We start from the raw sequence: 25,622 nt of genomic DNA, 5'->3' as shown, positions 1-25,622 counted from the left end.
ACGCCGGTACCGCCGGCCGGGCCGCCCCCGTACCGAAACCATGGAGAGCACAGTGTCGGAAGCATTCATCGTCGCGGCCGTCCGCACCCCCGTCGGCCGCCGCAAGGGCGCCCTGAGCGGCGTCCACCCGGCCGACCTCGGCGCCCATGTGCTGCGCGCCCTGCTGGACCGCGGCGGCGTCGACCCGGGCGAGGTCGACGACGTGTTCTTCGGCTGCGTCAGCCAGATCGGCGCGCAGACCGGCAACCTCGCCCGCACCGCCTGGCTCTCCGCGGGCCTGCCCCAGCACGTGCCCGGCACCACCGTCGACCGGCAGTGCGGCTCCTCCCAGCAGGCCGTGCACTTCGCCGCCCAGGCGGTCGGCTCGGGCGCCGCCGACCTGGTGGTGGCCGGCGGGGTCGAGGTGATGAGCCTGGTGCCCATCGCCAGCCCCATGTACGTCGGCGAACAGGCGGGCCTGGGAACCCCGTTCGGGGGTGACGGCTGGCGCGAGCACTTCGGGGACCAGGAGGTCTCGCAGTTCCGCGGCGCCGAACTGATCGCCGAGAAGTGGGCCGTCTCCCGTACGGACATGGAGCGGTTCGCGCTCACCAGCCACCAGCGGGCGCTCGCCGCGCAGGCGGAGGGAGTCTTCGACGACGAGATCGTCCCGTCCTTCGGGCTCACCCGGGACGAGGGACCGCGCGCCGACACCACGCCGGAGAAGATGGCGGGTCTGAAGACCCTCACCGAAGGGGGCCGGCTGACCGCCGCCGTCTCCAGCCAGATCTCCGACGGCGCCGCCGCGCTGCTGATCGCCTCGGCGGAGGCGGTACGCCGCCACGGCCTGACCCCGCTGGCCCGCGTGCACGCGATGGCCGTGGTCGGCTCGGACCCGATCCACATGCTGACCGGCCCGATCCCCGCCACCGAGAAGGTCCTGGACCGCGCGGGGCTCTCCCTCGACCGGATCGACCTGGTCGAGATCAACGAGGCGTTCGCCTCCGTGGTCCTCGCCTGGCAGAAGGAGACGGGCGCGGACCCGGAGAAGGTCAACGCCTTCGGCGGCGCGATCGCCCTCGGGCATCCGCTCGGCGCCACGGGAGCGCGGCTGATGACCACACTCGTCCACCAGCTGCGCAGGACCGGCGGCCGGTACGGTCTGCAGACGATGTGCGAGGGCGGCGGTATGGCCAACGCCACCGTCCTCGAACGCCTGTGAACCGGCTGATTGGCAACTGAGTTCAACTTGGGGCTACTCTCGGGTACTGAAACGTGGGTGACGGTCGGAGAGGGAGACGATGGCCAGGATGGTTGAACCGGAGGCGGGACCGCGATCCAAGCGCGCGGCCATTCTCACCGCCGCCGTCGACTGCTTCGGCGAGTCCGGCTTCGAGGCCACGAAGTGGTCGACCGTCGCCGAGCGCGTGGGCATCGGACAGACCGCGCTCTACCACTACTTCGAGTCCAAGACCCACTGCCTGCTCACCATCATGCGGCTCGAACTCCAGCGCTCCCACGACCGGTTCACCGAGGCCACCGAGGACATCGCGGACCCGGTCGAGGCGTTGCGGGCGGCGGTCCGCGCGGCGTACGACGTCTCCGCGCACGAGGTGCTGCAGATGCGGATCCTGCAGAGCCACATGGACCTGCTCTCCGGCGCGCGCGGGTCCAAGCGCGAGGAGGCGGAGCGGGTCGCGGCCCGCCAACTGGTCCAGGTCGTCGAGCGGGACTGGACGAATCTGCTGGTACGGGGGATGTCCCAGGGCGTCTTCCCGCTGCGGGACGCGCAGTTGCTGGGCGCGGGGGTGCTCGGCCTGATCGTCAGCGTCTGGCGGTGGTACCGCCCGTCGGGGCCGACGCCGCTCTCGGAGATCAGCGAGCTGATCGAGGGCTCCTGCGTGCGCATGGTCGCCACCTGAGCGCCACCTGAGCGATCCGCTTCCCGGGCGACCCGCCTCCTGGGCGACCGCCACCGGCCCGCCGGCCGAGTTCCGCCGGCGGGCCGCGCCCTTTGCCGCCCCGGACCGTTCGGGTCGAGTCCGGCACCGGCCATTGCCAGGTGTGTTTCGGCGGGATTAAAATCCACTTACTGAATTGAACTTAACTCAGTTTGAGTGGGAGGTACCGGATCCCCTCGGCGCCGGCTCCCCCCGGGCAGGCGGACGACAGCTGAAAGGATATTCATGGCCCCCGTGCTGCGCGCGTATCTGGCCCGCATGGACAGCGAACACCCCGAACAGGCGCTCGACCTCCTCGTGCCGGACTTCCAGTTCCTCATCGCCCTGCCGGGGCGTGAGGCCCGAGGCACATCCAGGGACGACTTCGCCGCCTACATAGCGGGCCGCGCCGCCGTCGACCGGGTGCACGAGGTCCTCCGCGCCACCGCCGACGGCGACGTGGAGACCGTGTACGGCGTCGTGACCGAGTCGGGGAGGACCGTCGGGTCCTTCCTCTCCGCCGCCGCCGTCACACCGGACGGACGACTCGCCCGCTACCAGTCGTTCTTCACGACCACCTTCGACCTCGTCGACCGGCCGGCGTAGACGATGGCGAGGGTACCGCCGTGGACGCCTCGGGCCGCCCGCTGCCGGGCAGAGACCGTCCGACACCCGGCCACTTGGAGGCTGAGATGACCGACACACCCACCGACGTGCCCACTGACACGACCTCCGCGGCGCCCTTCCTCACCGCGTGGTTCGAGATCCTGGACAGCGACGAGCCCGCCAGGATCCTCGACCTGATCAGCGACGACTTCGCGCTCTCCATCCTGTTCTCCACGGGCGGCGGCAGCGCCACCGACTTCGCGGGGGACCGCGCCGCGCTCGTCGGCTACCTGGAGCAGCGGGAGAAGGGCACCCGTACCCACCACCGGCTCTCCGCGACCACCCTCGGCCAGGACGAACTCTTCCTCGGCGAGGTGCGGCGCGCCGGCGTCCCGGAGGCCAGCTTCGTCGCGGCCGGCCGAGTGAACGGCGAGGGCAGGCTCCAGCGGCTGCTGATCGGCCGGTCGTCCGAGATCCGCTTTCCCTGAACGCCTGAACGCCCGAACACGTAGGAGAACCGTCATGTACAACCTCGTCCTGCTGGCAGCCCGGCCCCCCGAGTGGACGCACGAGCGGTTCATCGACTGGTGGCGGGGCGACCACGCGGAGCTGACCCGTCTCCTGCCCGGACTGCGCGCCTGGCGGCACACCGAGATCGACACGGCCCTGGAGACGCGCTCCGAGGGGTGGGACGGGCTGTCCGTCCTCAGCTTCGACTCCCCGGAGGACCTGCGGAAGGCGCTCGCGAGTCCGGAGTGGGAGCGGGCCGTCGCGCAGGTCGGGGACATGAAGGGCCGGCGCATCGCGGTGATGGGCCCCGAGGCGGAGCTGTTCACCGGCTGAGACCGCCGCAGCCGACGGCGGTACGGCACCGCGCCACAGCACAGCACAGCACAGCACAGCACAACGCACCACAGCACAGCACAGCATTCAGTCCGGAGTTCGGCACAGCGTAGCGAGGAAGCCGGGATGCGACAGGTAGTGCGGGAGTTCCAACTCAGAGCCGAGCAGGCGGACTTCGTCGCCGTGGTCGACGACGCGGGAGAGCACGGCGCGCGCGGACTGCTCGCCGAGGCGGCCCGGCTGGCCGAAGCCCTGTCACCCGGTGGGGCGGACGGGACGGACGCGGCGGGCGCCACGGTCATGGTGCAGGCAGACAACTCCTGGCGTACCGTCGCCGCCACCCTCGCCGTGGGCCGGAACGGGGGCGTCCTCGCGGTCGTCAACCGGCACACCACCCGCGCCGAGTTCGCCGCGGCCTGGGAGGACATCCGCCCGGACGTGGTCGTCGCCGAGCCCTCGGCGATGGACGAATGGGCGGTGCCCGAACTGCTGCCGGGCCGATCCGAGACCGTGCTCGACGGCTGGAGCTGCCGGTCCGCGCCGGGGCCGCGTGATGTCGGGCGCTGGTCGGGCGGCGTTCTCATCGGGCTCACCTCCGGCTCGACCGGACGGCCCAAGGGCGTCGTCCAGTCCGAGGAGGCCCTGCGGTACGCGGGCGAGCACACCATCGCGATCAACGGCCTCGCCCGGGGCGACGCGGTGGCCGCGATCGTGCCGCTGTCCTCGACGGCGGCGTACTGCTTCGGCGTACACCTGGCCCTGCAACTGGGCGGTCCGCTCGTCCTGACCGCGAAGTGGGACCGGGCCGTAGCGTTGCGGCGGCTGGCCGACCATCAGGTCCGCTGGACCATGTGCGTACCGACCATGGCGCTCCAGATGGGCTCCGAGGCCGCCGGTTCGGGGGTCCTCGGAGGCGTCAGGGCGATCACGGTCGGCGGCGGCCCCATGGACCGGGGCGCTCTCGCCCGCGCCGAACGCTCCCTCGGTACGAAGATCCTCCGCGTCTTCGGCATGTCGGAGTGCCTCGGCCACACCTCGCCGAGCCCGGACGACCCCGAGGACATCCGGCTCGGCAGGGACGGCCGCCCCTTCCCCGGTACGGACCTGCGCGCGCTCACGGCCGGGGGAGAGCGGGCGCGACCGGGGGAATCCGGCCGGGCGCAGGTGCGCGGCCCCTCGCTCTTCCTCGGCTACGCCCGCGCCGGCCGGGTCGACCCGCCGTCCCTCACACCGGACGGCTACTTCCCCACCGGCGATCTGCTGATGCCCCACGAGGACGGCACGATCAGCATCATGGGCCGCGAGAAGGACGTCATCATCCGCGGCGGCCGCAACATCGACATCACCGAGATAGAGCGCGCGGTCGCGGCCCACCCGCGTGTGTCGAGGGTCTGCGTGACACCCGTCCCCGACGAAGTGCTCGGCGAACGCGTCGCATTGCTCGTCGTCACCGAGGACGGCGGCTCCATCGCGCTGGCGGAGGTGACCGGACACCTCGACAGCGTCGGACTCTCCAAGACCAAGTGGCCCGAATTCGTGTACGGGATAGAGGAGTTGCCCCAGACGAAAGTCGGCAAACTGGACCGGGCGGGGGCCCGGGCACTCGTCCGGCGGCTGAGCGCCGCCCCCATCGACATCGCTGCCCCCACCGACACTGCCGCCCCCACTGACACCGCCGACACCCACGGCCCCGCCGAGACCGCCTGAACCGACGCCACACCGGCGGACCGGGCCCCGCGTACCCCGCGCGGCCCGGTCCGCGGCGTCACGGAGTGAGGAGAACCATGACGGAGCGGTTCGACCAGGGGCCCTGGGCCCGGGCCGGCGTCCAGACCGTACAGCCCGGGGTGCACCGTGTGCCCCTGCCGCTGCCCAACGACGGGCTGCACGCCGTCAACGTCTACCTGCTGGAGGATCCGGGGGACGACGGCGGCATCGTCATGATCGACGGCGGCTGGGCGATCCCCGAGGCGCGCAAGGCACTGGAACAGGCGATGGCGGCCATCGGCCATGACCTCGGGGACATCAGCCACATCCTCGTCACCCATGTCCACCGCGACCACTACACCCAGGCGGTGGAACTGCGCCGGCTGCTGGGTTCGCGCGTCTACCTGGGCGCGGGCGAACGGCCGGGCCTGGAGATGCTCGGCCGGCTGCGCAGCGACCGGCCCGAGGGCTCCTTGGCGACGCTGCGCCGGGCCGGGGCGGCCGAACTGGCCGATCTGGTGGGGGCGATGGACCACGGAGGCTACGACCCGAGCGTATGGGAACTCCCGGACCGCTGGCTCGGTACGGGGACCCTCCGGCTCGGCGGCCGTGAGCTGCGCGTCGTACCCACCCCCGGACACACCAAGGGACATGTGGTCTACCTGGACGAGCGGCGGGGGCTGCTGTTCGCGGGGGACCACGTCCTGCCGCACATCACCCCGTCCATCGGGTTCGAACTGGCCGAACCGGGCGGCCGGCCGCTCGCCGACTACCTCGACTCGCTGCGGCTGATGACCCGGTACGCGGACACCCGGCTGCTGCCCGCCCACGGGCCGGTCTCGGACAGCACCCACGTCCGGGTCGCCGAACTGCTCACCCACCACGACGACCGGCTGGCCAAGAGCCTGACGGCGCTCGACGACGGCACCCTCGACGCCCACGCGGTGGCGCGCCGGCTCGGCTGGACCCGCCGGCAGCTGCCGTTCGCCGAGCTGAGCGCCTTCAACCAGATGCTCGCGGTCAACGAGACGGCGGCGCATCTGGACGTCCTCGTGCTGCGTGGCCGGGCCACGGTGGCACACGCCGACGGGGTCGACCGGTACACACGCGTACGGTGACCCGGCACGGCGCCCGGCGCACCGCGCCTGCCGGGCACACCGCGCCCGCCCGGGTCAGCGCGCCGTCCAACCCCCGTCCACGTACAGCTCCGAGCCGGTGACGAAGCTCGCGTCCGGCGAGGCGAGGAACGCCACGGCCCCCGCGACCTCGTCGGGGGTGCCGAGCCGCCCCAGCGGCGTGCCCTCGACCATCGCGGCGTGCCGGGGCGTGCCCCGCCACAGCTCGCGCGAGCGGGGCGTCTCGATGAAGCCGGGGTGGAGCGAGTTGACCCGGACGCCCCGGGTGCCCCAGTGCAGCGCGGCGTTCTTGGTCATCAGCCGTACCGCGCCCTTCGCGGCGTGGTACGAGAACTGACTGCCGAAGCCGCCGACCGTACCGAAGATCGACGCGACATTGACGACCGAGCCGCCGCCGGACCGCTCGATCGCGGGCCCGCCGTGCTTCATGCCGAGCCAGACGCCTTTCTGCGTGACGGCGATGACCTTGTCCCAGGACTCCTGGGTCTCGCTCTCCACGGTCCGCATCGCCGCGATGCCCGCGTTGTTGACGAGCGTCGTCAGGCCGCCCAGCTCGGCGACCACCCGCTCGACCGTGCCGCGCCACGCCTCCTCGTCGCTGACGTCCAGCGCGAGACCGAGCGCGCTCGCGCCGCCGGACGTCAGCTCCTTCGCCAGTTCCTCGCAGCGGCCGGCGTCCACGTCGGTCACCACCACCGCGGCTCCCTCGGCGGCCAGCCGGCGCACCACGGCGTCCCCGATGCCGCCGGTCGCACCGGTGACCAGGGCGACCTGCCCGGACAGACGATTGCGCATGGGGTCTCCTTCTGACGCTGGGACACTCGGTCCGCCACACTCGGCTACTGGCCATTAGCCATCTCAGGTCCGAAGGGGCGCGGTGTCAAGGTCTCTGCCTATAATCAGCGCTGCCAGAAGAGAAAACCGGCTAACCACTCTTAGCTCCGGGAGTCTGTGTGAGGGCGATCCAGGACGGCTCCTACGAGCGTCCGCACCGGCCCGCGGAGTCCGGCGGCGGGCCTCCGGCCGACCGGCGGACGGCGATCCGGCAGGCGGCCCTGCGGCTGTTCGCCGCCCAGGGGTACCGGGCCACCACCATGATCGAGATCGGCGCCGCCGTCGGCGTGCGCGGCCCGAGCCTCTACAAGCACGTGGCGTCCAAGTACGAGCTGCTGGCCGAGATCATGACCGGCACGATGGAGCGGCTGATCGCGGACCACACCGCGGCCGTGGCCGGTGCCGACTCCGTACGGGAGGCGCTGCGCCGCGCCGTGGAGGCGCACATCCGCTACCACGCCCGGCACCGCCTGGAGGCGTTCGTCGGCAACCGGGAGATCGGCAGCCTGGAACCGCCGGACCAGGAACGGCTGCTCGGCCGGCGCAGTGATTACGAGCGCCGCTTCCGTGAGCTGATCGAACGGGGCGCCGCCGAGGGGGCCTTCGAGGTGCGGTCCGCCAGGATCGCCTCGTACTCGATCCTCGACATGGGGATCGGCGTGGCCGGCTGGTTCCGCGAGGACGGCGAGTTCTCCGTCGACGACGTCGCCTACCAGTACGGCGACATCGCGCTGCGGATCGCCGGCGCGCGGCCCGCGGTCTGACGGGGCCCGGTCCCTTGTCCGGCGCCCGCCCGGCGGGGCCGTCCCGGCGAGGCCGACCGGCGAGGCTGAAACAAAATGCCACCAGGAAGGAGATCTCCCGCATTTAATTGCTCAAAGGCGAGTTGGTGAGTCATTATTAGCAACCATATGTGGCAAACTCTGTCATAATATTTCCGTATGGGAATATCTCCACCCGCCGTAGGCGACCCGTCCCGGCCCGACGCCGTGCACGCGGACCCCGCCCCGGCCCCCGCCCCGGACCTGGCCCCTGGCCCCGCCCCGGACCCGACGCCTCCGGCGCTCGCCGCGTTCCGGGACTCCGCCACCGTGGGCCTGGCCATGGTGCCGCTCGGTCTCGCCTTCGGGGCCGTCATCACCCAGTCCGGCCTGGCCTGGTGGTGGGCGAGCGCGTTCGCGGCTCTCATCTACGCCGGCTCGTTCGAATTCCTGCTCGTCGGTCTGGCCGCCGCCGTCGCACCGCTCGGGACGGTCGCCCTGACCGCGTTCCTGGTCAACGTCCGGCACGTGTTCTACACGCTGTCCTTCCCCCTGCACCGCGTGAACGGGCGCCTCGCCAAGGCCTACAGCACCTTCGCCCTGACCGACGAGGCGTACGCGCTCACCACCAACGAGCGGGCCCGCTCCTGGCCGGGCCGCCGCATCCTGTGGCTCCAGGCGTACATGCACCTGTACTGGGCCGCCGGTGCCACCGCCGGCGGGCTGCTCGGCTCGCTCATCCCCACGAGCGTCACCGGCCTGGACTTCGCGCTCACCGCCCTGTTCACCGTGCTGGCCCTCGACGCGATCCGCGAGCGCCGCGACGACCTGCCCACCCCCGTCCTGGCCCTGCTCAGCGCGCTCGCCGCCCGGCTGCTCCTGCCCGGGCAGATGATGCCGGCCGCCTGCGTCCTGTTCACCGCCGCCCTGCTGACCCGTCACCTCCTCACCCGTACGAGGACCCGCCGTGCCTGACACCCCGTACCTGATCGCCGCGGTCGCCGTCTCCGCCGCCGTCACCTGGGCCCTGCGCGCCCTGCCCTTCGCGGCGCTGGCCCCGCTGCGCGCCAGTGGCACCGTGCGGTACCTCAGCACCCGCATGCCGGCCGGCATCATGGTGATCCTGCTCGTCTACTGCCTGCGCGACCTCCCCCTGACCGAGCCGCGGGTCATCGCCCCGTCGGCGGCGCTGGCCGTCACGGTCGGCCTGCACCTGTGGCGGCGCAACGCCGTGCTGAGCATCGTCGGCGGTACGGCCGTCCACGTGGTCCTGGCCAGTACCCTCTTCGCGCACTGACCGGACCCCCGCCCGGCCGGTGCGGCCCAGGTCCGGTGGAGGCGGTCAGTCCAGGCCGCGGGCCCGCCTGAACCTGGCCAGTCCCTCCGACAGTTCCACCAAGGGCTCCGGGTAGCCGGACCGCGCCGGCTCCGGCCCCCGCGCCCGCCGCTTCCACGGCTCGTGGACCGCGCCGCCCTCGAAGTCCCGCAACTCGGGCACCCAGCGGCGTACATAAGTGCCGTCCGGGTCGTACCGCTTCCCCTGGGTCACCGGGTTCAGTACGCGGTTGGGCCGGCTGTCCGTGCCGGTCCCCGCCATCCACTGCCAGTTGAGCTGGTTGTTCGCGATGTCGCCGTCCACCAGCAGGTCCAGGAAGTGGCGGGCGCCGACCCGCCAGTCCACGTACAGCGTCTTGACGAGGAAGCTCGCGGTGAGCAGCCGGCCCCGGTTGTGCATCCAGCCCTCGTGCCGCAACTGCCGCATCGCGGCGTCGACCACCGGATAGCCCGTACGTCCCGCCTTCCACGCCTCGACCTCCTCGGCCACCGCCTTCCCGGTGCGCCAGCGGTCGTGCCGGGCGCGGTAGTCGGCATGGGCGGCCGACGGGCGGGCCGCCAGGACCTGATGGTGGAAGTCCCGCCAGCAGAGCTGCCGTACGAAGGCTTCCGCGCCCGGGCCGCCCGCCGTCCTGGCCCGCCGGATCAGCTCGGCGGAGGAGAGGGTGCCGAAGTGCAGATGGGGCGAGAGGCGCGACGTGGCGTCGCCCGCCAGATCGTCGTGGAGGTCCGCGTACGAGGCGAGCCCCGTGCGGCGCCAGGCCGTGAGGCACCGCCGCGCCGCCCGCTCGCCGCCCTCGGCGAGCCCTTCCGAGACACCGCTGACATCGGCCCGGGACGGCAGCGCGTCCGATCCCACCTCCCGCGGTACGGGCACGGAGCGCGGCGCGTCGAGGGTGTCCCGGATCCGCTCCCCGGACCACCGCCGGAAGTACGGGGTGAACACCGCGAAGTGATCCGCCCGCGAACCCGTCGGCGTCACCGCGCCCGGCGCCACCGCGGTCACCACGGCGTCGTGCACATGGAGCGCGCGCCCCTGGGACTCCAGGGCCGCGCGCAGCCGCGCCTCGCGACGCAGCGCGTAACCGGTCACACCCCCGGCGAGGTACACGTCCCGCGCCCCCGTCGCGGCGGCGACCCGGCAGACCTCCTCGGCCACCTCACCCGACCTGATCACCAGCCGGCCGCCGCGCTCCCGGAGACCCGCGTCCAGATCCCGGAGGCAGTCGTGGAGGAACGCCCGGCGGTTGGGCGCGGCGAAGCCCGCGTCCTCGACACCCTTGTCCCGTACGAAGAGCGGGACCACCTCGTCGGCCGCCGCGAGGGCCGCGCGCAGCGACGGGTTGTCACGCAGCCGCAGATCGGACGTGAAGAGGACGACGGCGACACTCATCATGCTGCTCCTGTTCCAGGGGCCGGACGGACCCGGGTTCCTTCTGCTCGCCTTCTGCCCACGCGCGACGTGCCGGTACGACGGTCGGCGGGACGCGTCAACGGTCCGTGGGACGCGCCGGTACAACGGTCAGCGGGACGTCACGGACACGGCACGGCCGGATTCCGTCTCCTGGTCCGCCGCGCGGGCGATGTTGCGGGCCATCCCGCCGAAGACCACCGCGTGGAACGGGGAGACCGCCCACCAGTAGGCGTGGCCCAGCAGCCCGCGCGGGTGGAACAGGGCCCGCTGACGGTAGTGGGAGCCGCCTCCCTCCCGCTCCTGCGCGTACATCTCCAGCCACGCCAGCCCCGGCAGTCGCATCTCGGCACGGAGCCTCAGCAGCCTCCCGGGTTCGATCTCCTCGACCCGCCAGAAGTCCAGCGAGTCCCCGACGCGCAGCCGCTCGGCGTCGCGGCGGCCCCGGCGCAGCCCCACCCCGCCGATCAGCCGGTCCAGCCGGCCCCGGACGGCCCAGGCGAGGGGGAACGAGTACCAGCCGTGTTCACCGCCGATGCCCTCGACGACCCGCCACAGGGCTTCCGGGGAGGCGGCCACGTCCCGTTCCCGCACATCGGTGTAGAGACTGCCGCCGGCCCAGTCGGGGTCGGTCGGCAGCGGATCGCTGGGCACGCCGGGCACCGACGCCGAGGACCACCGCGTGGTGACCCGCGCCTCGCGCACCCGCCGCAGGGCCAGCGTGAGCGCCTGGTCGAAGGTGAAGGGCCGGCCCGGAAGTTCGGGGACGTACCGCGTGATGTCGTGCTCCCGGCAGACGACCTCGTACCGCAGCGACTCGGCGAGCGGCCGGGCGATCGACCGCGGAACGGGGGTGACGAGGCCGATCCAGTGACTCGACAGCCGGGGCGTCAGCACCGGGACGGGCACGATCAGCCGGTGCGGGAGCCCGGCGACCCGCGCGTAACGCTGCATCATCTCGCGGTAGGTGATGATGTCCGGGCCGCCGATGTCGAAGGTGCGGTTCACGTCCCCGGGCATCCGCGCGCTGCCCACCAGACAGTGCAGCACGTCGCGGACGGCGATCGGCTGGATCCTGGTCGACACCCAGCTCGGGGTGACCATCACCGGGAGCCGCTCGGTGAGATAGCGCAGCATCTCGAAGGAGGCCGAGCCCGAACCGATGATGACCGCCGCACGCAGCGCGGCCGTCGGCACGCCCGAGCCGAGGAGGATCCCGCCCACCTCCGCGCGGGACCGCAGATGCGGCGAGAGCTGCTCCACGGGGACGTCGTCCGGGGTCAGACCGCCCAGATAGACGATGCGCCGGACGCCCGCGGCGCGGGCCCGCTCGCCGAAGATCCGGGCCGCCGCCCGGTCGGTCTCCTCGAAGTCCGGCCCGCCCGCCAGCCCGTGGACCAGGTAGTAGGCGACATCGATGCCCTCCATCGCCGCGCCGACCGAGTCCGCGTCGGTGACGTCCCCCTTGACCGTCTCCACCTGGCCCGCCCACGGATGGTCCCGCAGCTTCCCCGGAGTACGGGCCAGACAGCGCACCGAGTGCCCCGCCGCCAGCAGCTCGGGGACGAGCCGGCCCCCGATGTACCCGGTCGCCCCCGTCACCAGACAGCGCAGCCCGGGCCCGGCCGCCGCGTCCTCCGGCTCTCCGGCCTTTCTCGCCTCTCCGGTCTCCATGGCGCCTCCGTATCGGCTCGCACGCATACTCCCACCGTGTACGCACCGGGCTCATTCCGCTCCCGGACACGCACCGGACGGGAGCCGTCCGCGTGGACGTTCCCTTCCTGCCGGTCGCGGCGGTACGGACGCCACTCTTCGGTGTCCGGCTGCCCACGGTTCACCTTTCGGACCGCCGTACGTCGATGAACGCGCGTTCAATCCGAATGAACGCGCGTTCATGCCAGCCCGGAAGCTTCCCGGGACCAGGAGCCGAACACGCGGTCGCCACCACGACAAGGGGTCCCGCCGCGCTACGCCGACAGGGCCGGAACGGAAGAGAACCGATGCGTAAAACCCTCACGGCCGCTGTGGCCGCGCTCGCCACCGCCCTGATCGCCGGCGGATGCTCGTCCCCGATGTCCTCCGGCGGGTCCGGCGGCGCGCAGAGCCTCGTCGTCTACAGCAACTCCGTCTCCGACGGGCGGGGCGACTGGCTCAAGACCGAGGCGAAGAAGGCGGGCTTCGACGTCCAGCTCGTCGATCTCGGCGGCGCCGATGTGCGCAACCGCCTGGTCGCCGAGAAGAACAACCCGGTGGCGGACGTCACGTTCGGCCTCAACAACGTCTACTTCGAGAAGCTGAAGGAGGCACGGGTCCTCGACGGCTACACGCCCTCGTGGTCCGGCCAGGTCGACGCCTCGCTCGGAGACGCGACGGGGAAGCAGTTCTGGCCCATCGTGCGCGAGCCGGTCATGCTCGTCTACGACACGTCCGCCTACCCGGACAGGAACCAGGCCCCCGCCGATTGGCCGGACCTGTGGACCGAGGAGCGGTTCAGGAAGAAGTACGAGGTCCCCGCCGATCTCGGCGGCGGTACGACCCAGATGGTGCTCGCGGGCATCCTCAGCCGCTACCGCGACGACCAGGGCGAACTCGGTGTCAGCCGGGCCGGCTGGGACGCGGTGAAGAAGTACTTCGCGAGCGGCACGCCCGCCGTGACCGGCACCGACCTGTACGCGCGGATGGCCGCGGGCAAGGTCGGGGCGGGCCAGATGTGGCTGTCCGGCAAGGCCACCCGGGAACAGCAGTACAAGATCCGGACCGAGGCCGTACACCCCGAGGACGGCGTCCCGATGGTCGTCCAGCAGGTCGGCCTCGTCAAGGGGACGAAGAAGGCCGCCGCCGCGAAGAAGTTCATCGACTGGTTCGGCGGCGCCGACGTCCAGGCCGCCTGGTCGCGGAAGTTCTTCACCGCCCCGACCGACAGGGCGGCACTGGCCGAGGCGAGCCCCGAGGCGGTCAAGGAGACGGACTCCTTCACCGCGCAGGACATCGACTGGTCCTTCGTGGCCCGCCACCTCGACCAGTGGATCGAGAAGATCGAACTTGAGTACCTCGCCAAGTGATCTGCTCCCGGCCGGGCCATCCGCCCCGCCCGCACCATCCGCCCGAAGCGCCCCACGGCGCCGCCCACCCCCGCACAACCGAGGAACGACATGATCACCTTTGACGGCGTCACGGTGAGGTTCCAGGACTTCGAGGCGCTTCCCTCCTTCTCCCTGCGGGTCGAGGAGGGGGAGTTCTTCACCCTGCTGGGACCTTCCGGCTGCGGCAAGACCACCGCGCTCCGCGCCCTCGCCGGCTTCGTCGGCCTCACCGCCGGAGACATCGCCGTCGCCGGCCGGAAGATCACCCACCTTCCCAGCGGCAGGCGCGAGGTGGGCATGGTCTTCCAGAACTACGCCCTGTTTCCCGGCATGAGCGTGCGCGAGAACATCGCGTTCGGCATGCGGGTACGCAAACGTCCCGCCGAGGAGGTGGACCGGCGCGTCGGCGAGATCGCGGAACAGGTCGACCTCTCGCCGGAGCAGCTCGCCAAGGGCGTCGCCGAACTCTCCGGCGGCCAGCAGCAGCGTGTCGCCATAGCGCGCGCTCTGGTCATGCGCCCCAAGGTCCTGCTGCTCGACGAGCCGCTGTCGAACCTCGACGCGAAGCTCCGCCGGCAACTGCGCGGCCAGCTCAAGGAGTTGCAGACCCAGTTCGGCATCACCACCCTCTACGTCACCCACGACCAGGAGGAGGCACTGTCGATGAGTGACCGCATCGCGGTGCTCAACCGGGGGCGTATCGAGCAGGTGGGGACGCCCGAGGAGGTCTACGACCGCTCCGCGAGCGAGTTCGTCTGCACCTTCATCGGCGAGGTGAACAAGCTCAGCCCGCACCTCGTGGGCGCGCTGGCCGCACACGGTGAGCGCGGACTCGACCCGGCCAGGCCCTCCTACGCCCGCATCGAGAAGATCAGCCTCCTGCCGGACGGCCGGCCGGCGACCGGTCTCCCCGTCCGGGCCACCGTCACCTCGCGCACCTACCACGGACTGCACAGCGTGTACCGCCTGCGCACCGAGCACGACAGCCTGCGCATCGTGCTGAAGGAGGGCGACGGGCCACGGCTGCGGACCGGGCAGGAGGTCGTGGCCGACATCGACCCCGCGTCCGTCCTGCAGTACCCCGGAGCCGCGTGATGAGCGCCTCCGCCCGGACCATGTTCCGGTCCCCCCTGGTCATGGTCGCCGGCGTGGCGCTGCTGTGGTTCGTCGTCGCGTTCCTGGTCTACCCGAACGCGGTCACACTGCAGCAGATCTTCTTCCCGCACGGCTCGCCGAGCACCCGCGCCTTCGAGAAGCTCTGGAGTTCACAGCGCGCGCTCGACTCCCTGCGCAACAGCTTTCTGCTGGCCGCCGTCCTGTCGGTCACGGTGAACGTCGTCGGCGTCTTCATCGTGCTCGTCACCCGCTACTTCACCATCCGCGGCGCCCGCTTCCTGTGGCTCGGGTACGCCACGACACTGGTCTACGGCGGTGTGGTCGCGGTCTCGGGCTACGCCTTCGTCTACGGCGAGAACGGATTTGTCACCCGGCTGCTGACCTCACTCCTCCCGGGGACGGACCCCGCGTGGTTCTCGGGGATGCTCGCGGTCGTGGTCGTGATGACCCTGACCGGCACCGGCCATCATCTGCTCTTCCTCTCCTCCGCCGTCGCCCGGATCGACCACCAGACCATCGAGGCCGCACGCCAGTTGGGCGCGTCCCCCTGGCGGATCCTCCGGCGGATCGTGCTGCCCGTACTCAGGCCCACGCTGTTCGCCGTCACCGTCCTGACCTTCCTCGGCGGGCTCGGAGCCTTCGCGGCGCCGCAGGTTCTCGGCGGGAGGGAGTTCCAGACGATCACTCCCATGATTCTCACCTTCTCGGGGATCCCCACGTCGCGCGACCTCGCGGCCACCCTCGCCCTGATCCTCGGCGCGGCCTCCCTGCTGCTGCTCGGCATCCTCAACCGCCTCCAGGCGGGAGGGACATACTTCTCGGTCTCGAAGGTTCCCGCCGTTCTCCAGAAGCAGCGCATCGACCATCCCGTGGCGAACGCGGTGGTCCACCTGCTCGCCTACCTGCTCTTCCTCGTCTATCTGATCCCGCCGCTGCTCATCGTGGTCTTCTCGTTCACCGACGCGGCGACGATCTCGTCCGGCCGGCTGGGCGCGGGCGGCTTCACGCTCGCCAACTACCAGCGGGTGCTGACGGACGCGACGGCCTCCTGGCCGTTCGTGGTCAGCGTCGGTTACGCGGCGGTCACCGCGGCCGTCGTCATCGTCGCGATGCTGTTCGTCGCCCGGATCCTGCACAGGTTCGTCAACGCGGTGACGATCACCGTCGAATACCTGCTGCACATCCCGTGGGTGCTGCCCGGCACGCTCATGGCGCTCGGGCTGGTCATCACGTACTCCGTACCGCAGGCCCTCACCGGCGGCGTCGTCCTCTCCGGCACGGTCGCGCTGCTGGCGATCGCCTACATCACGGCCAAGATCCCGTTCACCCTGCGCCTGCTCAAGGCGGCCTACGCGGGCATCCCCGACTCCCTCGAAGAAGCGGCGACCGTGCTCGGCGCGAGCACGTTCCACACGTACCGGCGGGTGCTGCTGCCCCTGGTGCTCCCGGCGGCGGCCGCCGTCACGGCGCTCAACTTCACCAGTCTGCTCGACGAGTACGACACGGCGGTGTTCCTCGCCCACCCGCTCTACCAGCCCCTCGGCATCGCGATCCAGAACGCCACCCGGAACCAGGGGAACAGCGACGCCACGGCGCTGACCTTCGTCTACACCGTGCTGCTCATGGTCATCTCCACCCTGGCCATCTGGTTCGTGTACGGCCGCCGAGGCGGGGCCGGTCCCGGCCGGTCCCCGCGCCGTGAGCGGCGCCGGCCGAAGACACCGGCCACGCCGGGCCCCCACGACACACCCATCGCCTGACGGAAGGAAACCATGTTCGGGCAAGCGCGGTACCAGGACATCAACTCCCTTGTGAACACGGAGCTCGCGCAGCGCGCCCCGCTGGTCGCCGTGCACCGCGGCACCGGTCTCGGTGACGTGCCGGAGAACACCGACAGAGCCGTACAGGCCGCTCTGGCGCAAGGTGCCGACATGGTCGAGATCGACATCGTCGCGTCGGCCGACGGGGAGTTCTTCCTCTTCCACGACGGCTGCGAGCGCCAGGCGTTCGACCGTGACCTCGACCTTCGCGCCCTGCCGGCCGAGGAGATACGCGCCCTGAGATACCGGTGGACCGGACACGACGTCCCCGTGACCGGACTCGACACGGTGCTCCACCGCTTCCGCGGCGATGTGCTGTTCAACGTGGACCGGTCGTGGTGGTACTGGGACGACCTGCTGCCCTTCCTCGACCGCTACGATGTCGCGCCCCAACTGGTCCTCAAGAGCCCGGTCGACGAGATCTGGCTCGACAAACTGCGCCGGCACCCGGTCAAGTACCCCTTCATCCCGATGGTGCGCTCCCTCGCCGACATCGAGGCGGTACGCGGTGATCCGGACATCAACCTGATCGGGGCCGAACTTCTCGCCGTGGGGCACGACGACGAACTGTCCGCGCCCGAGGTCGTCGCGCGGCTGCACGAGGACGGGCTGGCCTGCCTGCTCAACGCCATCAACCTCACCAACGGCATCCCCCTCTTCGCCGGCCACGACGACAACACCTCCCTCTTCGGCGACCCCGCCGACGGATGGGGGCGGCTCATGGAACACGGCGCCGACATCATCCAGACCGACTGGCCGGGACCGCTGTGCCGGTACCGGCAGGAGCTCCGCGGCATCCCGCCCCGACGCCACCGTCCCCGGTACGAACCGGCCCCCGGCCCGCGGTGGGTAGGGTGACCGGGTGCGATCGAACGAAGGTGCCGAAAGCCCCCCGGACCCGTCCTCCCCCGCGTCACCGCTGAACGTCACGATGGCGGCGGTCGCCACGGCGGCAGGTGTGTCGCGGGCCACCGCGTCGCGTGTCTTCTACGGATCGACGCCCGTGTCCCCGCGGACCAGGGACGCGGTCTACGCCGCGGCGGAGCGGCTCGGATACGTCCCGAACGTGATGGCGCGCTCGCTCGCCGCCCGCGGTTCCGACATCCTCGGCCTGCTGCTGCGGGACCCCACCAACCCCGCGTACGGCCTGCTCTTCAGCGAGTTGCAGACCCACATCAGCCGGGCCGGCCTCCAGATGGTGACGGTCGCCCCGTCACGGACCGAGGGAGCCCACTTCGAACGGCAGGCGCTCAACCGCCTCCTCGGACTGCGGGTCGGCGGGATGTTCGTGGCGACCGGCGTCATCCGCGCCGAGATGCTGGTGCCGTTCCTCGACAGGGTGCCGGTCGTCCTCATCGGCCGGCCGGCCTCGCACCCCGGGATTTACAGCGTGTCCTACGACGAGGAGAACAACGCGGCGCAACTCGCGGACGCCGTCGCGGAGTACGGACACCGGGCCGTGGCCGTGGTGACACCGGGCACCGACAACTCGGTGGCGGAGTACCGGCGTGGCACCACGATGGCCCGCCGGCTGCGGAGCCACGGCATCCGGGTGCACGAGATCCCCGCCCCCACCTTCGGACTCAGGGACGAAGGCGCGCGGGAGATCATCGCCCTGCGGCGCGAGGGGCGGATCACCGCCGCCATGTTCCCCTCGGACTTGCGGCTGCTCGCCTTCCTGCCCCACGCGCAGGCGGCCGGCGTGCGCGTGCCGGACGACCTGTCCCTCACGGGGTGCGACGGAATCATGCCGGGCAATGATCTCCTCGGCTTCACCACCCTGCGCATCCCCGTGGAGCGGGCGGCCGAACGCGCCGTGACCGTCATGAAGTCCATGCTGGACAACCCGGGCCGGACGGAGATCACCCACGAACTGCTGCCCGGCACACTGGTGCCCGGACGCACCCTGATCCGGCCCGATCCGAACGAAACGACCCGGAGCGGCGCGTGAACGGCGTCCTGGCGCGCCGGGGGCGTGTTCCTGCCTGACACCGGGGGCGCTCAGGCAGGCCATGGGCCTTCCCGTGGCACACCCGCCTCGGAGAGACGCATCCCGGGGAAGCGAGTAGGCTGGTGAAGAAGCCGCCCTGAATGGTGTATATCACCCAAAGCGTGCGGCCGGTATATCAGTTGTGACGGGCGACTCCAAGGCTGCCGCACGGGTGAACCGGGGGAACGGGGGACCGGATACAGCCTATGCCGAGGAGGTCGCCATGAGTGGCGCCACCATCGTCAACCCGAAACACACGATGCCTGAAGAGGTCATCAAAGAGCTGGACTTCAGCCATCAGGAAGAGCTGGACACCCTGCACCACCAGATGGAACTGGCGAAGGCCGCACAGCCCGACGAAGAAGCACAGACACACAGCGCGGACCTGCTCCGGTCCGTCGCGCGAGCGTCCGGTGTCGATCTGGACGAGTACCGGGCACGGGCGTCGGAATACGGGGCACGCCAGGTGCAGAAACTCGAAGAGGCCGCCGAAGGGCATGCCCGGATCGACCGGCACCTGCGCCCCCTCGATCTGGAACCGGCCGTCCCGAGGGCGGCGGACCCGGACTTCTGGTTCGCGAACGCGCAGGCTTCCTCGACCCAGCCCTACACCGGGCGGTTCCTCGCCGACGGCCTGCACTTCACCGGAAAGCTCACCTACAACGGCGGCTCGTTGAGTTTCCGCAATTTCGGGGCGAGATTCCGTTTCGAGTTGCAGAGCAACAGGATCCCGGCCACCTCCACCGGGCGGTGGCGGTCGGACCCGCACATGGAACTCTTCGGCGGTCTCCTCGGCTGGGTGGGGCCTGCTGATCTCTTCTCGGGGGACCGGTGGTCGAAGTGCTGGATGATCAGGAGGCAGACCCTCTTCCAGTTCGTCTTCGCCCCGCCCGGAGTCGACAACCGCCACATACTCGGCGAACGTGTGGAGGCGCAGAACCTGATATTCCTCGAAAGCGGAGGACTGGGCGGAAGCCGTATGCGGGCGGTCACCCTCCCCGGGTTCCAGCCCATGCCGTCGCTCACCATCAGCTCCCCCTTCCCGGGACAGAGCATCTGGGCGGAGCTGGAGGTGCGCTTCGACATCCAGGTGGAGGGCAGGAGTCTGCTGTGGATTGACCCGGGCGATTGTCTGCTGCGGGCCTTCCAGTGGCCGCTCGTCGGCAACGCCTGAACTCCCGTGAGGGCGCTGGGGCCGGCCGGGTCGTCACCGGCGAGGAGCGAGCCCCAGCGCCGTCAACTGGCGGGCCTCCGTCGACTCGACGCGCGCCGCCTGCGCCGGTGTGAGGACGTCGCACACCCAGTCCCAGTGCAGCGCCACCACATCGCCCGGGGTGATCCCCGGGATGAGGGACCGTCCGCCCGTCGACCAGCGGACGGACTCCCGGCGGGGCGGTCCCGGGGCCAGACCGGTGCCCGTCCAACGCAGTGGGCGGGACTCCACCGTGGCGGACTCGCCGCGTACCGCGTGGACCACGCCCGTACGGATACGGCACCGGTCGAGGACGGAGAGCGCGGTCGGCCGGGCCGGCCCGCGCAGCAGGCCGGCCCACGGGTACACGTCGAAGACCTGGAAGGTGTGGTGGGCGAGGGCGCGGTCCGCCGCGTCCCGCCAGGTGCCGCCCCATTGGCCGTCGAAACGGTCCCGCAGCCGCGCCAGCAGGACCGTCGGGGTGGTCAGGTCCAGCAGCTCGTTGCCGATCCAGTACGCCTCGACCACCCGCTCGTCGAGCGGGTCGGCGAGACCGGCCGTCTCGGCGAGCAGTTCGAGATAGCACCAGGCGCCCTCGAAGCGGCGGGCATGACGCTCGATACCCGCCGTCTCCTCGGTACGGAGCAGGGTCCCGGCATCCGCGGGGCCGCAGTAGCCCAGCTCGTTGGGCGGATAGGCGTACCGGGCGAAGAGCAGCGCGCCCCGCTCACTCATTCAGCAGATCCTCGGCAGCTGTTCACCGATCGGCAGCCCGATCACCCGTGAGCCGCCGAGCCCCGTCCTGGCCACCACCATCCCCGGATGGTCGGAGACACAGGTACCGATCCGGCGCGCCCCACGGCCCAGCGGATGCGCCGTCAGGGCCGCGAGGACCCGGTCGGCGGCGTCGGCCGGGACGATCGCGAGCAGTTTGCCCTCGTTCGCCACCTGGAGCGGGTCGAGCCCCAGCAGGCTGCACGCGTCCCGCACCGGTTCCGGTACGGGCAGCTCCCGCTCGACCAGTTCCACGCCGACCCCCGAGGCGGTGGCGATCTCGTTGAGCGAGGCCGCGACACCACCGCGGGTGGGGTCGCGCAGTACGCGCACGTCCGCGCCGGTGGCGATCATCGCGGCCACCAGACCGTGCAGGGCCGCGGTGTCGCTCTCGACGGCGGTGCCGAACTCCAGACCCTCCCGGCAGCTCATCACCGCCACGCCGTGGACCCCGATGTCCCCGCTGATCAGCACGGCGTCACCGGGCGCGGCGCGGTGCGGGCCGATGTCGACGCCGTCGGGGATCACCCCGATCCCCGAGGTGTTGACGTAGACGCCGTCCCCGCTGCCGCTGTCGACGACCTTGGTGTCTCCGGTGACCAGCCGGACGCCCGCCGCCCGCGCCGCCTCGCCCATGTCCCGGGCGATCCGGCCGAGATCGGTGAGCGCCGTGCCCTCCTGGAGGATGAACGCGCTGGACAGGAAGAGCGGTACGGCGCCCGCCATCGCCAGGTCGTTGACGGTCCCGTTCACCGCGAGGTCGCCGATGGAGCCGCCGGGGAAGAACATCGGCCGCACCACGTACGAGTCGGTGGAGAAGGCGAGCCGCGTCCCGTCCCCGACGGTGAGCACGGCGGAGTCGCCCAGCTCCGACGACGCCGCCGAACCGTACGCGGGGAGGAACAGGTGCTCGACCAGCTCGGCCGACATCGCCCCGCCGCCGCCGTGCCCCATCACGACCGTCGGCGTCTCCCGCAGGGGGACCGGGCAGACCCAGCTCTCGAAGTCCGGCCCCACGGCCTCGGCGGCGGGGGCGGGTACCTGATTCGTCGTCTCAGTCACTTCGCATCGACCAGTTCCAGTCGGCGGTACGTGTAGTACGCGGCGCACGCGCCCTCGGAGGACACCATCGTCGCGCCCAGCGGATTCCTCGGAGTGCACTCCCTGCCGAACGCCGGGCACTCGTGCGGCTTGATCAGCCCCTGGAGCACCTCGCCCGACCGGCACAGCGCGGACTCCGCCGTACGGATGGCCGCCACGTCGAACCGCGTCTCCGCGTCGAACTCCCGGTACTTCTCCGCGAGTCGCCAGCCACTGGCGGGGATCGGCCCGATGCCGCGCCAGGTCCGGTCGGTGACCTCGAAGACGTCCCGCAGCATCTCCATGGCGGGCAGGTTCCCCTCGGCGCGCACGGCGCGGGGGTAGGCGTTCTCCACCTCGTGCCGTCCCTCCGCGATCTGGCGGACCGTCCTGCGGATGCCCTCCAGGATGTCGAGCGGCTCGAATCCGGTGACGACGATGGGGACCCGGTACTTCTCCGCCAGCGCCGGGTACTCCGACGTCCCCATCACACTGCACACGTGCCCGGCGGCCAGGAACGCCTGCACCCGGCAGGTGGGGGACTCCATGATGGCGGCGATCGCCGGCGGCACGAGGACATGCGAGACGAGCAGGGAGAAGTTGCGCACGCCCAGCCGGCGGGCCTGGTGGACGGTCATGGCGTTGGCGGGGGCCGTCGTCTCGAAGCCGATGCCGAAGAAGACGACCTCCCGGTCGGGGTTCTCGCGCGCCAGTTTCAGCGCGTCGAGCGGTGAGTACACGACGCGTACGTCACCGCCCGCGCTCTTCACGGAGAACAGGTCCTGGCCGCTGCCCGGCACCCGCAGCATGTCGCCGAAGGAGCAGAAGACGACCTCGGGCCGGGCGGCGATCGCCAGCGCCCGGTCGATGACCTCCAGCGGGGTCACGCAGACGGGACAGCCGGGGCCGTGGATCATCTCGATGTGATCGGGGAGCAGTTGGTCGATGCCGTGCCGGATGATCGAGTGGGTCTGGCCGCCGCAGACCTCCATCATCGCCACCGGGCCCGTGGTGGTCGCGTGGATCTGGTCGAGCAGCCGCCGTGCCAGCTGGGGGTCGCTGAATTCGTCCAGGTACTTCACCGGTCGGTTCCTTCCACCGAGTTCCGTGCTCCGGCGGCCGGTTCGAGGCCGTCACCGAACTCCTCCTCCAGGAGCCCGAGCCGCTCGAAGTCGGCCAGGGTCTGCCGCGCCGACGTCTCGTCGAGCCGCTGGATCGCGAAGCCGACATGGACGACGACGTATTCACCGACCGCCGCGTCGGGGACGTACTGGAGGCAGACCTCCTTGCGTACGCCGCCGAAGTCGACCTCCGCCATCACGGCGCCGTCGACCTCCTCGGTGCGCAGGACACGTCCCGGAACTGCCAGACACATGGTGCCTTCCTTCTCTGCGGGGCATCGGGTGGGTTTCGGGCGCCGGAGTCAGCCGCCGGACGCCGCGATCAGCAGCTGACCGAAGGCGAGCCCGCCGTCGTTGGGCGGCAGCAGACGGGGGCGGAGCACGGTGAAGTCCGCCGCTTCCAGGGCGTGTTGGGTGGCCTCCAGGAGGACGGCGTTCTGGAAGACACCGCCGCCCAGCGCCACCACCCCGAGCCCGGTCCGCTCCCGGCACCCCTCGGCGAGGTCGGCGGTGAGGCGGGCGACGCAGGTGTGGAAGCGCGCGGCGATCAACTCCCGCGCCACACCGGCCCGTACGTCCGAGACCACCGCGCGGATCACCGGACCGGGGTCGGCCACCACCGGGTCACCGGGGCCGGGCGCCGGCCGGACGGCGAAGCCGTAGGCGCTCCCCGCCGGGTCGTGCGGCTCCGGCGGCGCCGCGCGGGCCAGCCCCTCCAGCTCGATCGCCGCCTCGGCCTCGTACGCCACCTCGTGCCGTACGCCCGCCAGCGACGCCACCGCGTCGAAGAGCCGGCCCATGCTCGACGTCGGCACACAGCCGAAGTTCGTCGCGAACTGGTGTGCCAGCACCCTCCGTTCGGCGGCCGGGCAGGCCGCCACCGAGGGCAGCTCCCTGTCCCAGGGGACACCGGCGGCCCGCAGATGCGCGAGCGCCATCCGGTAGGGCCGCAGCACGCTCGCGTCCCCGCCGGCCAGCGGCACGTACGCGAGCCGCGCGGCCCGCTGGTACGACTTGTAGCCGGCGATCAGCACCTCACCGCCCCACACCGCGCCGTCCGCGCCGAGGCCGGTGCCGTCGAAGGCGAAGCCGATGACACTCTCGCCTTCGCCGAGGCCGTGCTCGCCCATCACGGACGCGATGTGCGCGTGGTGATGCTGCACGGTGCGTACGGCCCGGCCCCTGGCGTGCGCCCGGGCCCAGGCGCCGGAGCGGTAGCCGGGGTGGCGGTCGGCCACGAGCTGTTCCGGCTCGACGCCGGTGAGCAGCGCCAGTTGGTCCGCCGTACGGGTCAGCGCCTGCACCGTGGCGAGGTCGTCCAGGTCCCCGACGTGCTGGCTGACCCAGGCATAGCCGCCCTCGCCCAGCGCGCAGGTGTTCTTCAGGTCGGCGCCCGCCGCGAGCAGCGGCGGGACCTCGAAGGGCAGCGCGAGGGGGAGCGGCGCGTACCCGCGCGACCGGCGCAGCGGCAGCTCGGCGCCGGCGACGAACCGGCTGACCGAGTCGTCGCACGGCACGTGGATCGCCCGGTCGTGCCGCAGCCAGGCGTCGGCCAGCGGGGCGAGTTCGGCCAGCGCCCTCGCGTCATCGGTGACGATCCGCTCACCGGAACGGTTCCCGGAGGTCATCACGAGCGCGTCGGGGCCGGGTTCGTCGCCGTCGAGGCCGAACAGCAGCACGTGCAGCGGGGTGTACGGGAGCATCAGGCCGAGATCCGGGCTGCCCGGCGCCACGCCCTGCGCGACGCCCCCGGCGGGGCCGGGCGACGACCGGCGGGGCAGCAGCACGATCGGCTTCCGCGCGCCGCCGAGCAGCGCCTGCCCGCCCTCGGTCAGGGTGACCAGTTCCCCGGCGACGCCGAGGTCCCTGACCATGACGGCGAAGGGTTTGCCTCCCCGGTGCTTGCGGTGGCGCAGCCGCGCGACCGCCGCCCCGTCACGGGCGTCGCACGCGAGGTGGTAGCCGCCCAGCCCCTTGACCGCGACGATCCCGCCCCCGGCGAGCAGCCGCCGTGCGGCGCGCAGCGCCTGCTCGCCGTGGAGCGGGGTCCCGCCGTCCGGGGTGACCAGTTCGAGACGCGGGCCGCAGGCGTGGCAGGCGATCGGCTGGGCGTGGAAACGGCGGTCGCGCGGGTCGCCGTACTCCGTGCGGCACTCCTCGCACATCGCGAACGCCGCCATGGTCGTCGCCGCCCGGTCGTACGGGAGGCCGGTGACGATGGTGAACCGCGGCCCGCAGTGGGTGCAGGTGATGAAGGGGTGCCGGTGGCGGCGGTTCCCCGGGTCGCGCAGTTCGGCCAGGCAGTCCGCGCAGACCGCGATGTCGGGGGAGACCAGGGTGCGGGCCCGCTCTGCCGTGCTGGAGTCCTCGATGGTGAACTCGGCGCCGCCCGCGAGCGGCAGCTCCGTCTCCGTCACCGACTCCACGACCGCGAGCGGGGGCGGCCGGTCCCGGAGCCGGCGGCCGAACTCCGCCACCGCCCCGGGGTCCCCCTCCACCTCGGCGACCACCCCGGTGCCGGTGTTGGACACCGAGCCGGCGAGGGACAGCTCCGCGGCGGTGACGTACACGAAGGGGCGGAAGCCCACGCCCTGGACGACCCCGCGCACCTCGAACCGGCTGCGGACCCGGGGCTGCCGGGGCTCCGGATCCCGCCGCTCACGGGGGCCGCCGCCCATCAACTCCAGCCCCGACAGCGCGTGCGCCGCCTTCGCCTCGTCGATGATCTCCAGGGCGAACCCCATGTGCAGCAGCACCCAGTCACCGGTGGCCGGGGGAGTGTCGAGCATGCCGATGTTGACGCGGCGCCGGGCGCCCTCCACATCGACGAGGGCGAGCTGGCCCGCGTATCCCTCGACGCTCTCCACGACACGGCCGGGAATGCCGAGACACAT

The 25,622-nt window shown here is 71.7% G+C and carries 24 protein-coding genes; 16 read left to right on the top strand and 8 right to left on the bottom strand.

What is annotated here, in order from left to right:
• Nucleotides 1-52 precede the first annotated feature (52 nt).
• From ACFTZC_RS15695 to ACFTZC_RS15665, 7 genes are all read left to right on the top strand, one after another.
• The gene (locus ACFTZC_RS15695; RefSeq protein WP_382889868.1) at nucleotides 53-1,201 is read left to right on the top strand and encodes an acetyl-CoA C-acetyltransferase; all 1,149 of its coding nucleotides are present in this window, start codon (nucleotides 53-55) and stop codon (nucleotides 1,199-1,201) included.
• 88 nt (nucleotides 1,202-1,289) lie between these two features.
• Nucleotides 1,290-1,901 carry a TetR family transcriptional regulator gene (locus ACFTZC_RS15690; RefSeq protein WP_382889866.1) on the top strand — a complete coding sequence of 204 codons (612 nt, stop codon included), beginning with the start codon at nucleotides 1,290-1,292 and terminating at the stop codon, nucleotides 1,899-1,901.
• Nucleotides 1,902-2,165: 264 nt separating this feature from the next.
• The gene (locus ACFTZC_RS15685) at nucleotides 2,166-2,525 is read left to right on the top strand and encodes a nuclear transport factor 2 family protein (protein WP_382889864.1); all 360 of its coding nucleotides are present in this window, start codon (nucleotides 2,166-2,168) and stop codon (nucleotides 2,523-2,525) included.
• A gap of 86 nt (nucleotides 2,526-2,611) precedes the next feature.
• Nucleotides 2,612-3,013 (top strand): hypothetical protein, encoded by a 402-nt coding sequence (locus tag ACFTZC_RS15680; protein WP_382889862.1) that lies wholly within the window; start codon nucleotides 2,612-2,614, stop codon nucleotides 3,011-3,013.
• A 34-nt stretch (nucleotides 3,014-3,047) separates the two neighbouring features.
• Complete coding sequence (locus ACFTZC_RS15675) at nucleotides 3,048-3,368, top strand: EthD domain-containing protein (protein WP_382889860.1); 321 nt, start codon at nucleotides 3,048-3,050, stop codon at nucleotides 3,366-3,368.
• Nucleotides 3,369-3,494: 126 nt separating this feature from the next.
• Complete coding sequence (locus ACFTZC_RS15670) at nucleotides 3,495-5,075, top strand: class I adenylate-forming enzyme family protein (protein ID WP_382889858.1); 1,581 nt, start codon at nucleotides 3,495-3,497, stop codon at nucleotides 5,073-5,075.
• A gap of 77 nt (nucleotides 5,076-5,152) precedes the next feature.
• Nucleotides 5,153-6,193, top strand: a complete 1,041-nt coding sequence (locus ACFTZC_RS15665) for an MBL fold metallo-hydrolase (RefSeq protein WP_382889856.1) — start codon at nucleotides 5,153-5,155, stop codon at nucleotides 6,191-6,193.
• Nucleotides 6,194-6,247: 54 nt separating this feature from the next.
• On the opposite strand, the gene ACFTZC_RS15660 is transcribed toward ACFTZC_RS15665, so the two are convergent.
• Nucleotides 6,248-7,006 carry an SDR family NAD(P)-dependent oxidoreductase gene (locus ACFTZC_RS15660; RefSeq protein ID WP_382889854.1) on the bottom strand — a complete coding sequence of 253 codons (759 nt, stop codon included), beginning with the start codon at nucleotides 7,004-7,006 and terminating at the stop codon, nucleotides 6,248-6,250.
• A gap of 158 nt (nucleotides 7,007-7,164) precedes the next feature.
• On the opposite strand from ACFTZC_RS15660, the gene ACFTZC_RS15655 reads away from it, so the two are divergent.
• The 3 genes from ACFTZC_RS15655 to ACFTZC_RS15645 all read left to right on the top strand — a co-directional run bounded on the left by ACFTZC_RS15655 (nucleotide 7,165) and on the right by ACFTZC_RS15645 (nucleotide 9,103).
• Nucleotides 7,165-7,809 (top strand): TetR/AcrR family transcriptional regulator, encoded by a 645-nt coding sequence (locus tag ACFTZC_RS15655; RefSeq protein ID WP_382889852.1) that lies wholly within the window; start codon nucleotides 7,165-7,167, stop codon nucleotides 7,807-7,809.
• 339 nt (nucleotides 7,810-8,148) lie between these two features.
• Nucleotides 8,149-8,781 (top strand): AzlC family ABC transporter permease, encoded by a 633-nt coding sequence (locus tag ACFTZC_RS15650; RefSeq protein ID WP_382890009.1) that lies wholly within the window; start codon nucleotides 8,149-8,151, stop codon nucleotides 8,779-8,781.
• Nucleotides 8,774-9,103 carry a branched-chain amino acid transporter permease gene (locus tag ACFTZC_RS15645; protein ID WP_382889850.1) on the top strand — a complete coding sequence of 110 codons (330 nt, stop codon included), beginning with the start codon at nucleotides 8,774-8,776 and terminating at the stop codon, nucleotides 9,101-9,103. Before ACFTZC_RS15650 ends, ACFTZC_RS15645 begins: the two co-directional genes overlap by 8 nt.
• A gap of 45 nt (nucleotides 9,104-9,148) precedes the next feature.
• On the opposite strand, the gene ACFTZC_RS15640 is transcribed toward ACFTZC_RS15645, so the two are convergent.
• Both ACFTZC_RS15640 and ACFTZC_RS15635 read right to left on the bottom strand, forming a co-directional pair.
• Nucleotides 9,149-10,534: a cryptochrome/photolyase family protein gene (locus ACFTZC_RS15640; RefSeq protein ID WP_382890006.1), complete on the bottom strand. Its 1,386-nt coding sequence runs from the start codon at nucleotides 10,532-10,534 to the stop codon at nucleotides 9,149-9,151.
• 129 nt (nucleotides 10,535-10,663) lie between these two features.
• The gene (locus ACFTZC_RS15635; protein ID WP_382889848.1) at nucleotides 10,664-12,226 is read right to left on the bottom strand and encodes an SDR family oxidoreductase; all 1,563 of its coding nucleotides are present in this window, start codon (nucleotides 12,224-12,226) and stop codon (nucleotides 10,664-10,666) included.
• 326 nt (nucleotides 12,227-12,552) lie between these two features.
• Between ACFTZC_RS15635 and ACFTZC_RS15630 the strand changes: the two genes are divergently transcribed.
• The 6 genes from ACFTZC_RS15630 to ACFTZC_RS15605 all read left to right on the top strand — a co-directional run bounded on the left by ACFTZC_RS15630 (nucleotide 12,553) and on the right by ACFTZC_RS15605 (nucleotide 19,735).
• Nucleotides 12,553-13,614 carry an extracellular solute-binding protein gene (locus tag ACFTZC_RS15630; RefSeq protein WP_382889846.1) on the top strand — a complete coding sequence of 354 codons (1,062 nt, stop codon included), beginning with the start codon at nucleotides 12,553-12,555 and terminating at the stop codon, nucleotides 13,612-13,614.
• A gap of 90 nt (nucleotides 13,615-13,704) precedes the next feature.
• Nucleotides 13,705-14,730, top strand: coding sequence for an ABC transporter ATP-binding protein (locus tag ACFTZC_RS15625; RefSeq protein ID WP_382889843.1), 1,026 nt, complete (start codon nucleotides 13,705-13,707; stop codon nucleotides 14,728-14,730).
• The gene (locus ACFTZC_RS15620) at nucleotides 14,730-16,511 is read left to right on the top strand and encodes an ABC transporter permease (protein ID WP_382889841.1); all 1,782 of its coding nucleotides are present in this window, start codon (nucleotides 14,730-14,732) and stop codon (nucleotides 16,509-16,511) included. Before ACFTZC_RS15625 ends, ACFTZC_RS15620 begins: the two co-directional genes overlap by 1 nt.
• A 12-nt stretch (nucleotides 16,512-16,523) precedes the next feature.
• Nucleotides 16,524-17,429 (top strand): glycerophosphodiester phosphodiesterase family protein, encoded by a 906-nt coding sequence (locus ACFTZC_RS15615; protein ID WP_382889839.1) that lies wholly within the window; start codon nucleotides 16,524-16,526, stop codon nucleotides 17,427-17,429.
• A gap of 4 nt (nucleotides 17,430-17,433) precedes the next feature.
• Nucleotides 17,434-18,522 (top strand): LacI family DNA-binding transcriptional regulator, encoded by a 1,089-nt coding sequence (locus ACFTZC_RS15610; protein WP_382889837.1) that lies wholly within the window; start codon nucleotides 17,434-17,436, stop codon nucleotides 18,520-18,522.
• A 262-nt stretch (nucleotides 18,523-18,784) separates the two neighbouring features.
• Nucleotides 18,785-19,735, top strand: a complete 951-nt coding sequence (locus ACFTZC_RS15605) for a hypothetical protein (RefSeq protein WP_382889835.1) — start codon at nucleotides 18,785-18,787, stop codon at nucleotides 19,733-19,735.
• A 33-nt stretch (nucleotides 19,736-19,768) separates the two neighbouring features.
• On the opposite strand, the gene ACFTZC_RS15600 is transcribed toward ACFTZC_RS15605, so the two are convergent.
• The 5 genes from ACFTZC_RS15600 to hypF are packed head-to-tail and all read right to left on the bottom strand — an operon-like array spanning nucleotide 19,769 to nucleotide 25,622.
• Complete coding sequence (locus tag ACFTZC_RS15600; protein ID WP_382889833.1) at nucleotides 19,769-20,488, bottom strand: DUF6390 family protein; 720 nt, start codon at nucleotides 20,486-20,488, stop codon at nucleotides 19,769-19,771.
• Nucleotides 20,489-21,589: a hydrogenase expression/formation protein HypE gene (hypE, locus tag ACFTZC_RS15595; protein WP_382889831.1), complete on the bottom strand. Its 1,101-nt coding sequence runs from the start codon at nucleotides 21,587-21,589 to the stop codon at nucleotides 20,489-20,491.
• Nucleotides 21,586-22,689, bottom strand: coding sequence for a hydrogenase formation protein HypD (gene hypD / locus ACFTZC_RS15590; protein WP_382889828.1), 1,104 nt, complete (start codon nucleotides 22,687-22,689; stop codon nucleotides 21,586-21,588). The genes hypE and hypD overlap by 4 nt, the downstream gene beginning before the upstream one ends.
• Nucleotides 22,686-22,982 (bottom strand): HypC/HybG/HupF family hydrogenase formation chaperone, encoded by a 297-nt coding sequence (locus ACFTZC_RS15585; protein WP_382889826.1) that lies wholly within the window; start codon nucleotides 22,980-22,982, stop codon nucleotides 22,686-22,688. Before ACFTZC_RS15585 ends, hypD begins: the two co-directional genes overlap by 4 nt.
• A gap of 48 nt (nucleotides 22,983-23,030) precedes the next feature.
• Complete coding sequence (gene hypF, locus ACFTZC_RS15580; protein WP_382889824.1) at nucleotides 23,031-25,622, bottom strand: carbamoyltransferase HypF; 2,592 nt, start codon at nucleotides 25,620-25,622, stop codon at nucleotides 23,031-23,033.

The sequence above is a fragment of the Streptomyces sp. NPDC056987 genome (assembly GCF_042673865.1).
In the GTDB taxonomy this organism is placed as follows: domain Bacteria; phylum Actinomycetota; class Actinomycetes; order Streptomycetales; family Streptomycetaceae; genus Streptomyces.
The sequence above is the reverse complement of the archived record's forward strand: the minus strand, read 5'-3'. Positions and strand labels throughout refer to the sequence as shown.

Excerpts from the sequence above, each read along its gene's own strand:
- ACFTZC_RS15690 (WP_382889866.1), top strand. The coding sequence starts at position 1,290 with ATGGTTGAACCGGAGGCGGGACCGCGATCCAAGCGCGCGGCCATTCTC.
- ACFTZC_RS15685 (WP_382889864.1), top strand. The coding sequence starts at position 2,166 with ATGGCCCCCGTGCTGCGCGCGTATCTGGCCCGCATGGACAGCGAACAC.
- ACFTZC_RS15680 (WP_382889862.1), top strand. The coding sequence starts at position 2,612 with ATGACCGACACACCCACCGACGTGCCCACTGACACGACCTCCGCGGCG.
- ACFTZC_RS15675 (WP_382889860.1), top strand. The coding sequence starts at position 3,048 with ATGTACAACCTCGTCCTGCTGGCAGCCCGGCCCCCCGAGTGGACGCAC.
- ACFTZC_RS15670 (WP_382889858.1), top strand. The coding sequence starts at position 3,495 with ATGCGACAGGTAGTGCGGGAGTTCCAACTCAGAGCCGAGCAGGCGGAC.
- ACFTZC_RS15665 (WP_382889856.1), top strand. The coding sequence starts at position 5,153 with ATGACGGAGCGGTTCGACCAGGGGCCCTGGGCCCGGGCCGGCGTCCAG.
- ACFTZC_RS15660 (WP_382889854.1), bottom strand. The coding sequence starts at position 7,006 with ATGCGCAATCGTCTGTCCGGGCAGGTCGCCCTGGTCACCGGTGCGACC.
- ACFTZC_RS15650 (WP_382890009.1), top strand. The coding sequence starts at position 8,149 with ATGGTGCCGCTCGGTCTCGCCTTCGGGGCCGTCATCACCCAGTCCGGC.
- ACFTZC_RS15640 (WP_382890006.1), bottom strand. The coding sequence starts at position 10,534 with ATGAGTGTCGCCGTCGTCCTCTTCACGTCCGATCTGCGGCTGCGTGAC.
- ACFTZC_RS15635 (WP_382889848.1), bottom strand. The coding sequence starts at position 12,226 with ATGGAGACCGGAGAGGCGAGAAAGGCCGGAGAGCCGGAGGACGCGGCG.
- ACFTZC_RS15630 (WP_382889846.1), top strand. The coding sequence starts at position 12,553 with ATGCGTAAAACCCTCACGGCCGCTGTGGCCGCGCTCGCCACCGCCCTG.
- ACFTZC_RS15625 (WP_382889843.1), top strand. The coding sequence starts at position 13,705 with ATGATCACCTTTGACGGCGTCACGGTGAGGTTCCAGGACTTCGAGGCG.
- ACFTZC_RS15620 (WP_382889841.1), top strand. The coding sequence starts at position 14,730 with ATGAGCGCCTCCGCCCGGACCATGTTCCGGTCCCCCCTGGTCATGGTC.
- ACFTZC_RS15615 (WP_382889839.1), top strand. The coding sequence starts at position 16,524 with ATGTTCGGGCAAGCGCGGTACCAGGACATCAACTCCCTTGTGAACACG.
- ACFTZC_RS15605 (WP_382889835.1), top strand. The coding sequence starts at position 18,785 with ATGAGTGGCGCCACCATCGTCAACCCGAAACACACGATGCCTGAAGAG.
- ACFTZC_RS15600 (WP_382889833.1), bottom strand. The coding sequence starts at position 20,488 with ATGAGTGAGCGGGGCGCGCTGCTCTTCGCCCGGTACGCCTATCCGCCC.
- ACFTZC_RS15585 (WP_382889826.1), bottom strand. The coding sequence starts at position 22,982 with ATGTGTCTGGCAGTTCCGGGACGTGTCCTGCGCACCGAGGAGGTCGAC.
- hypF (WP_382889824.1), bottom strand. The coding sequence starts at position 25,622 with ATGTGTCTCGGCATTCCCGGCCGTGTCGTGGAGAGCGTCGAGGGATAC.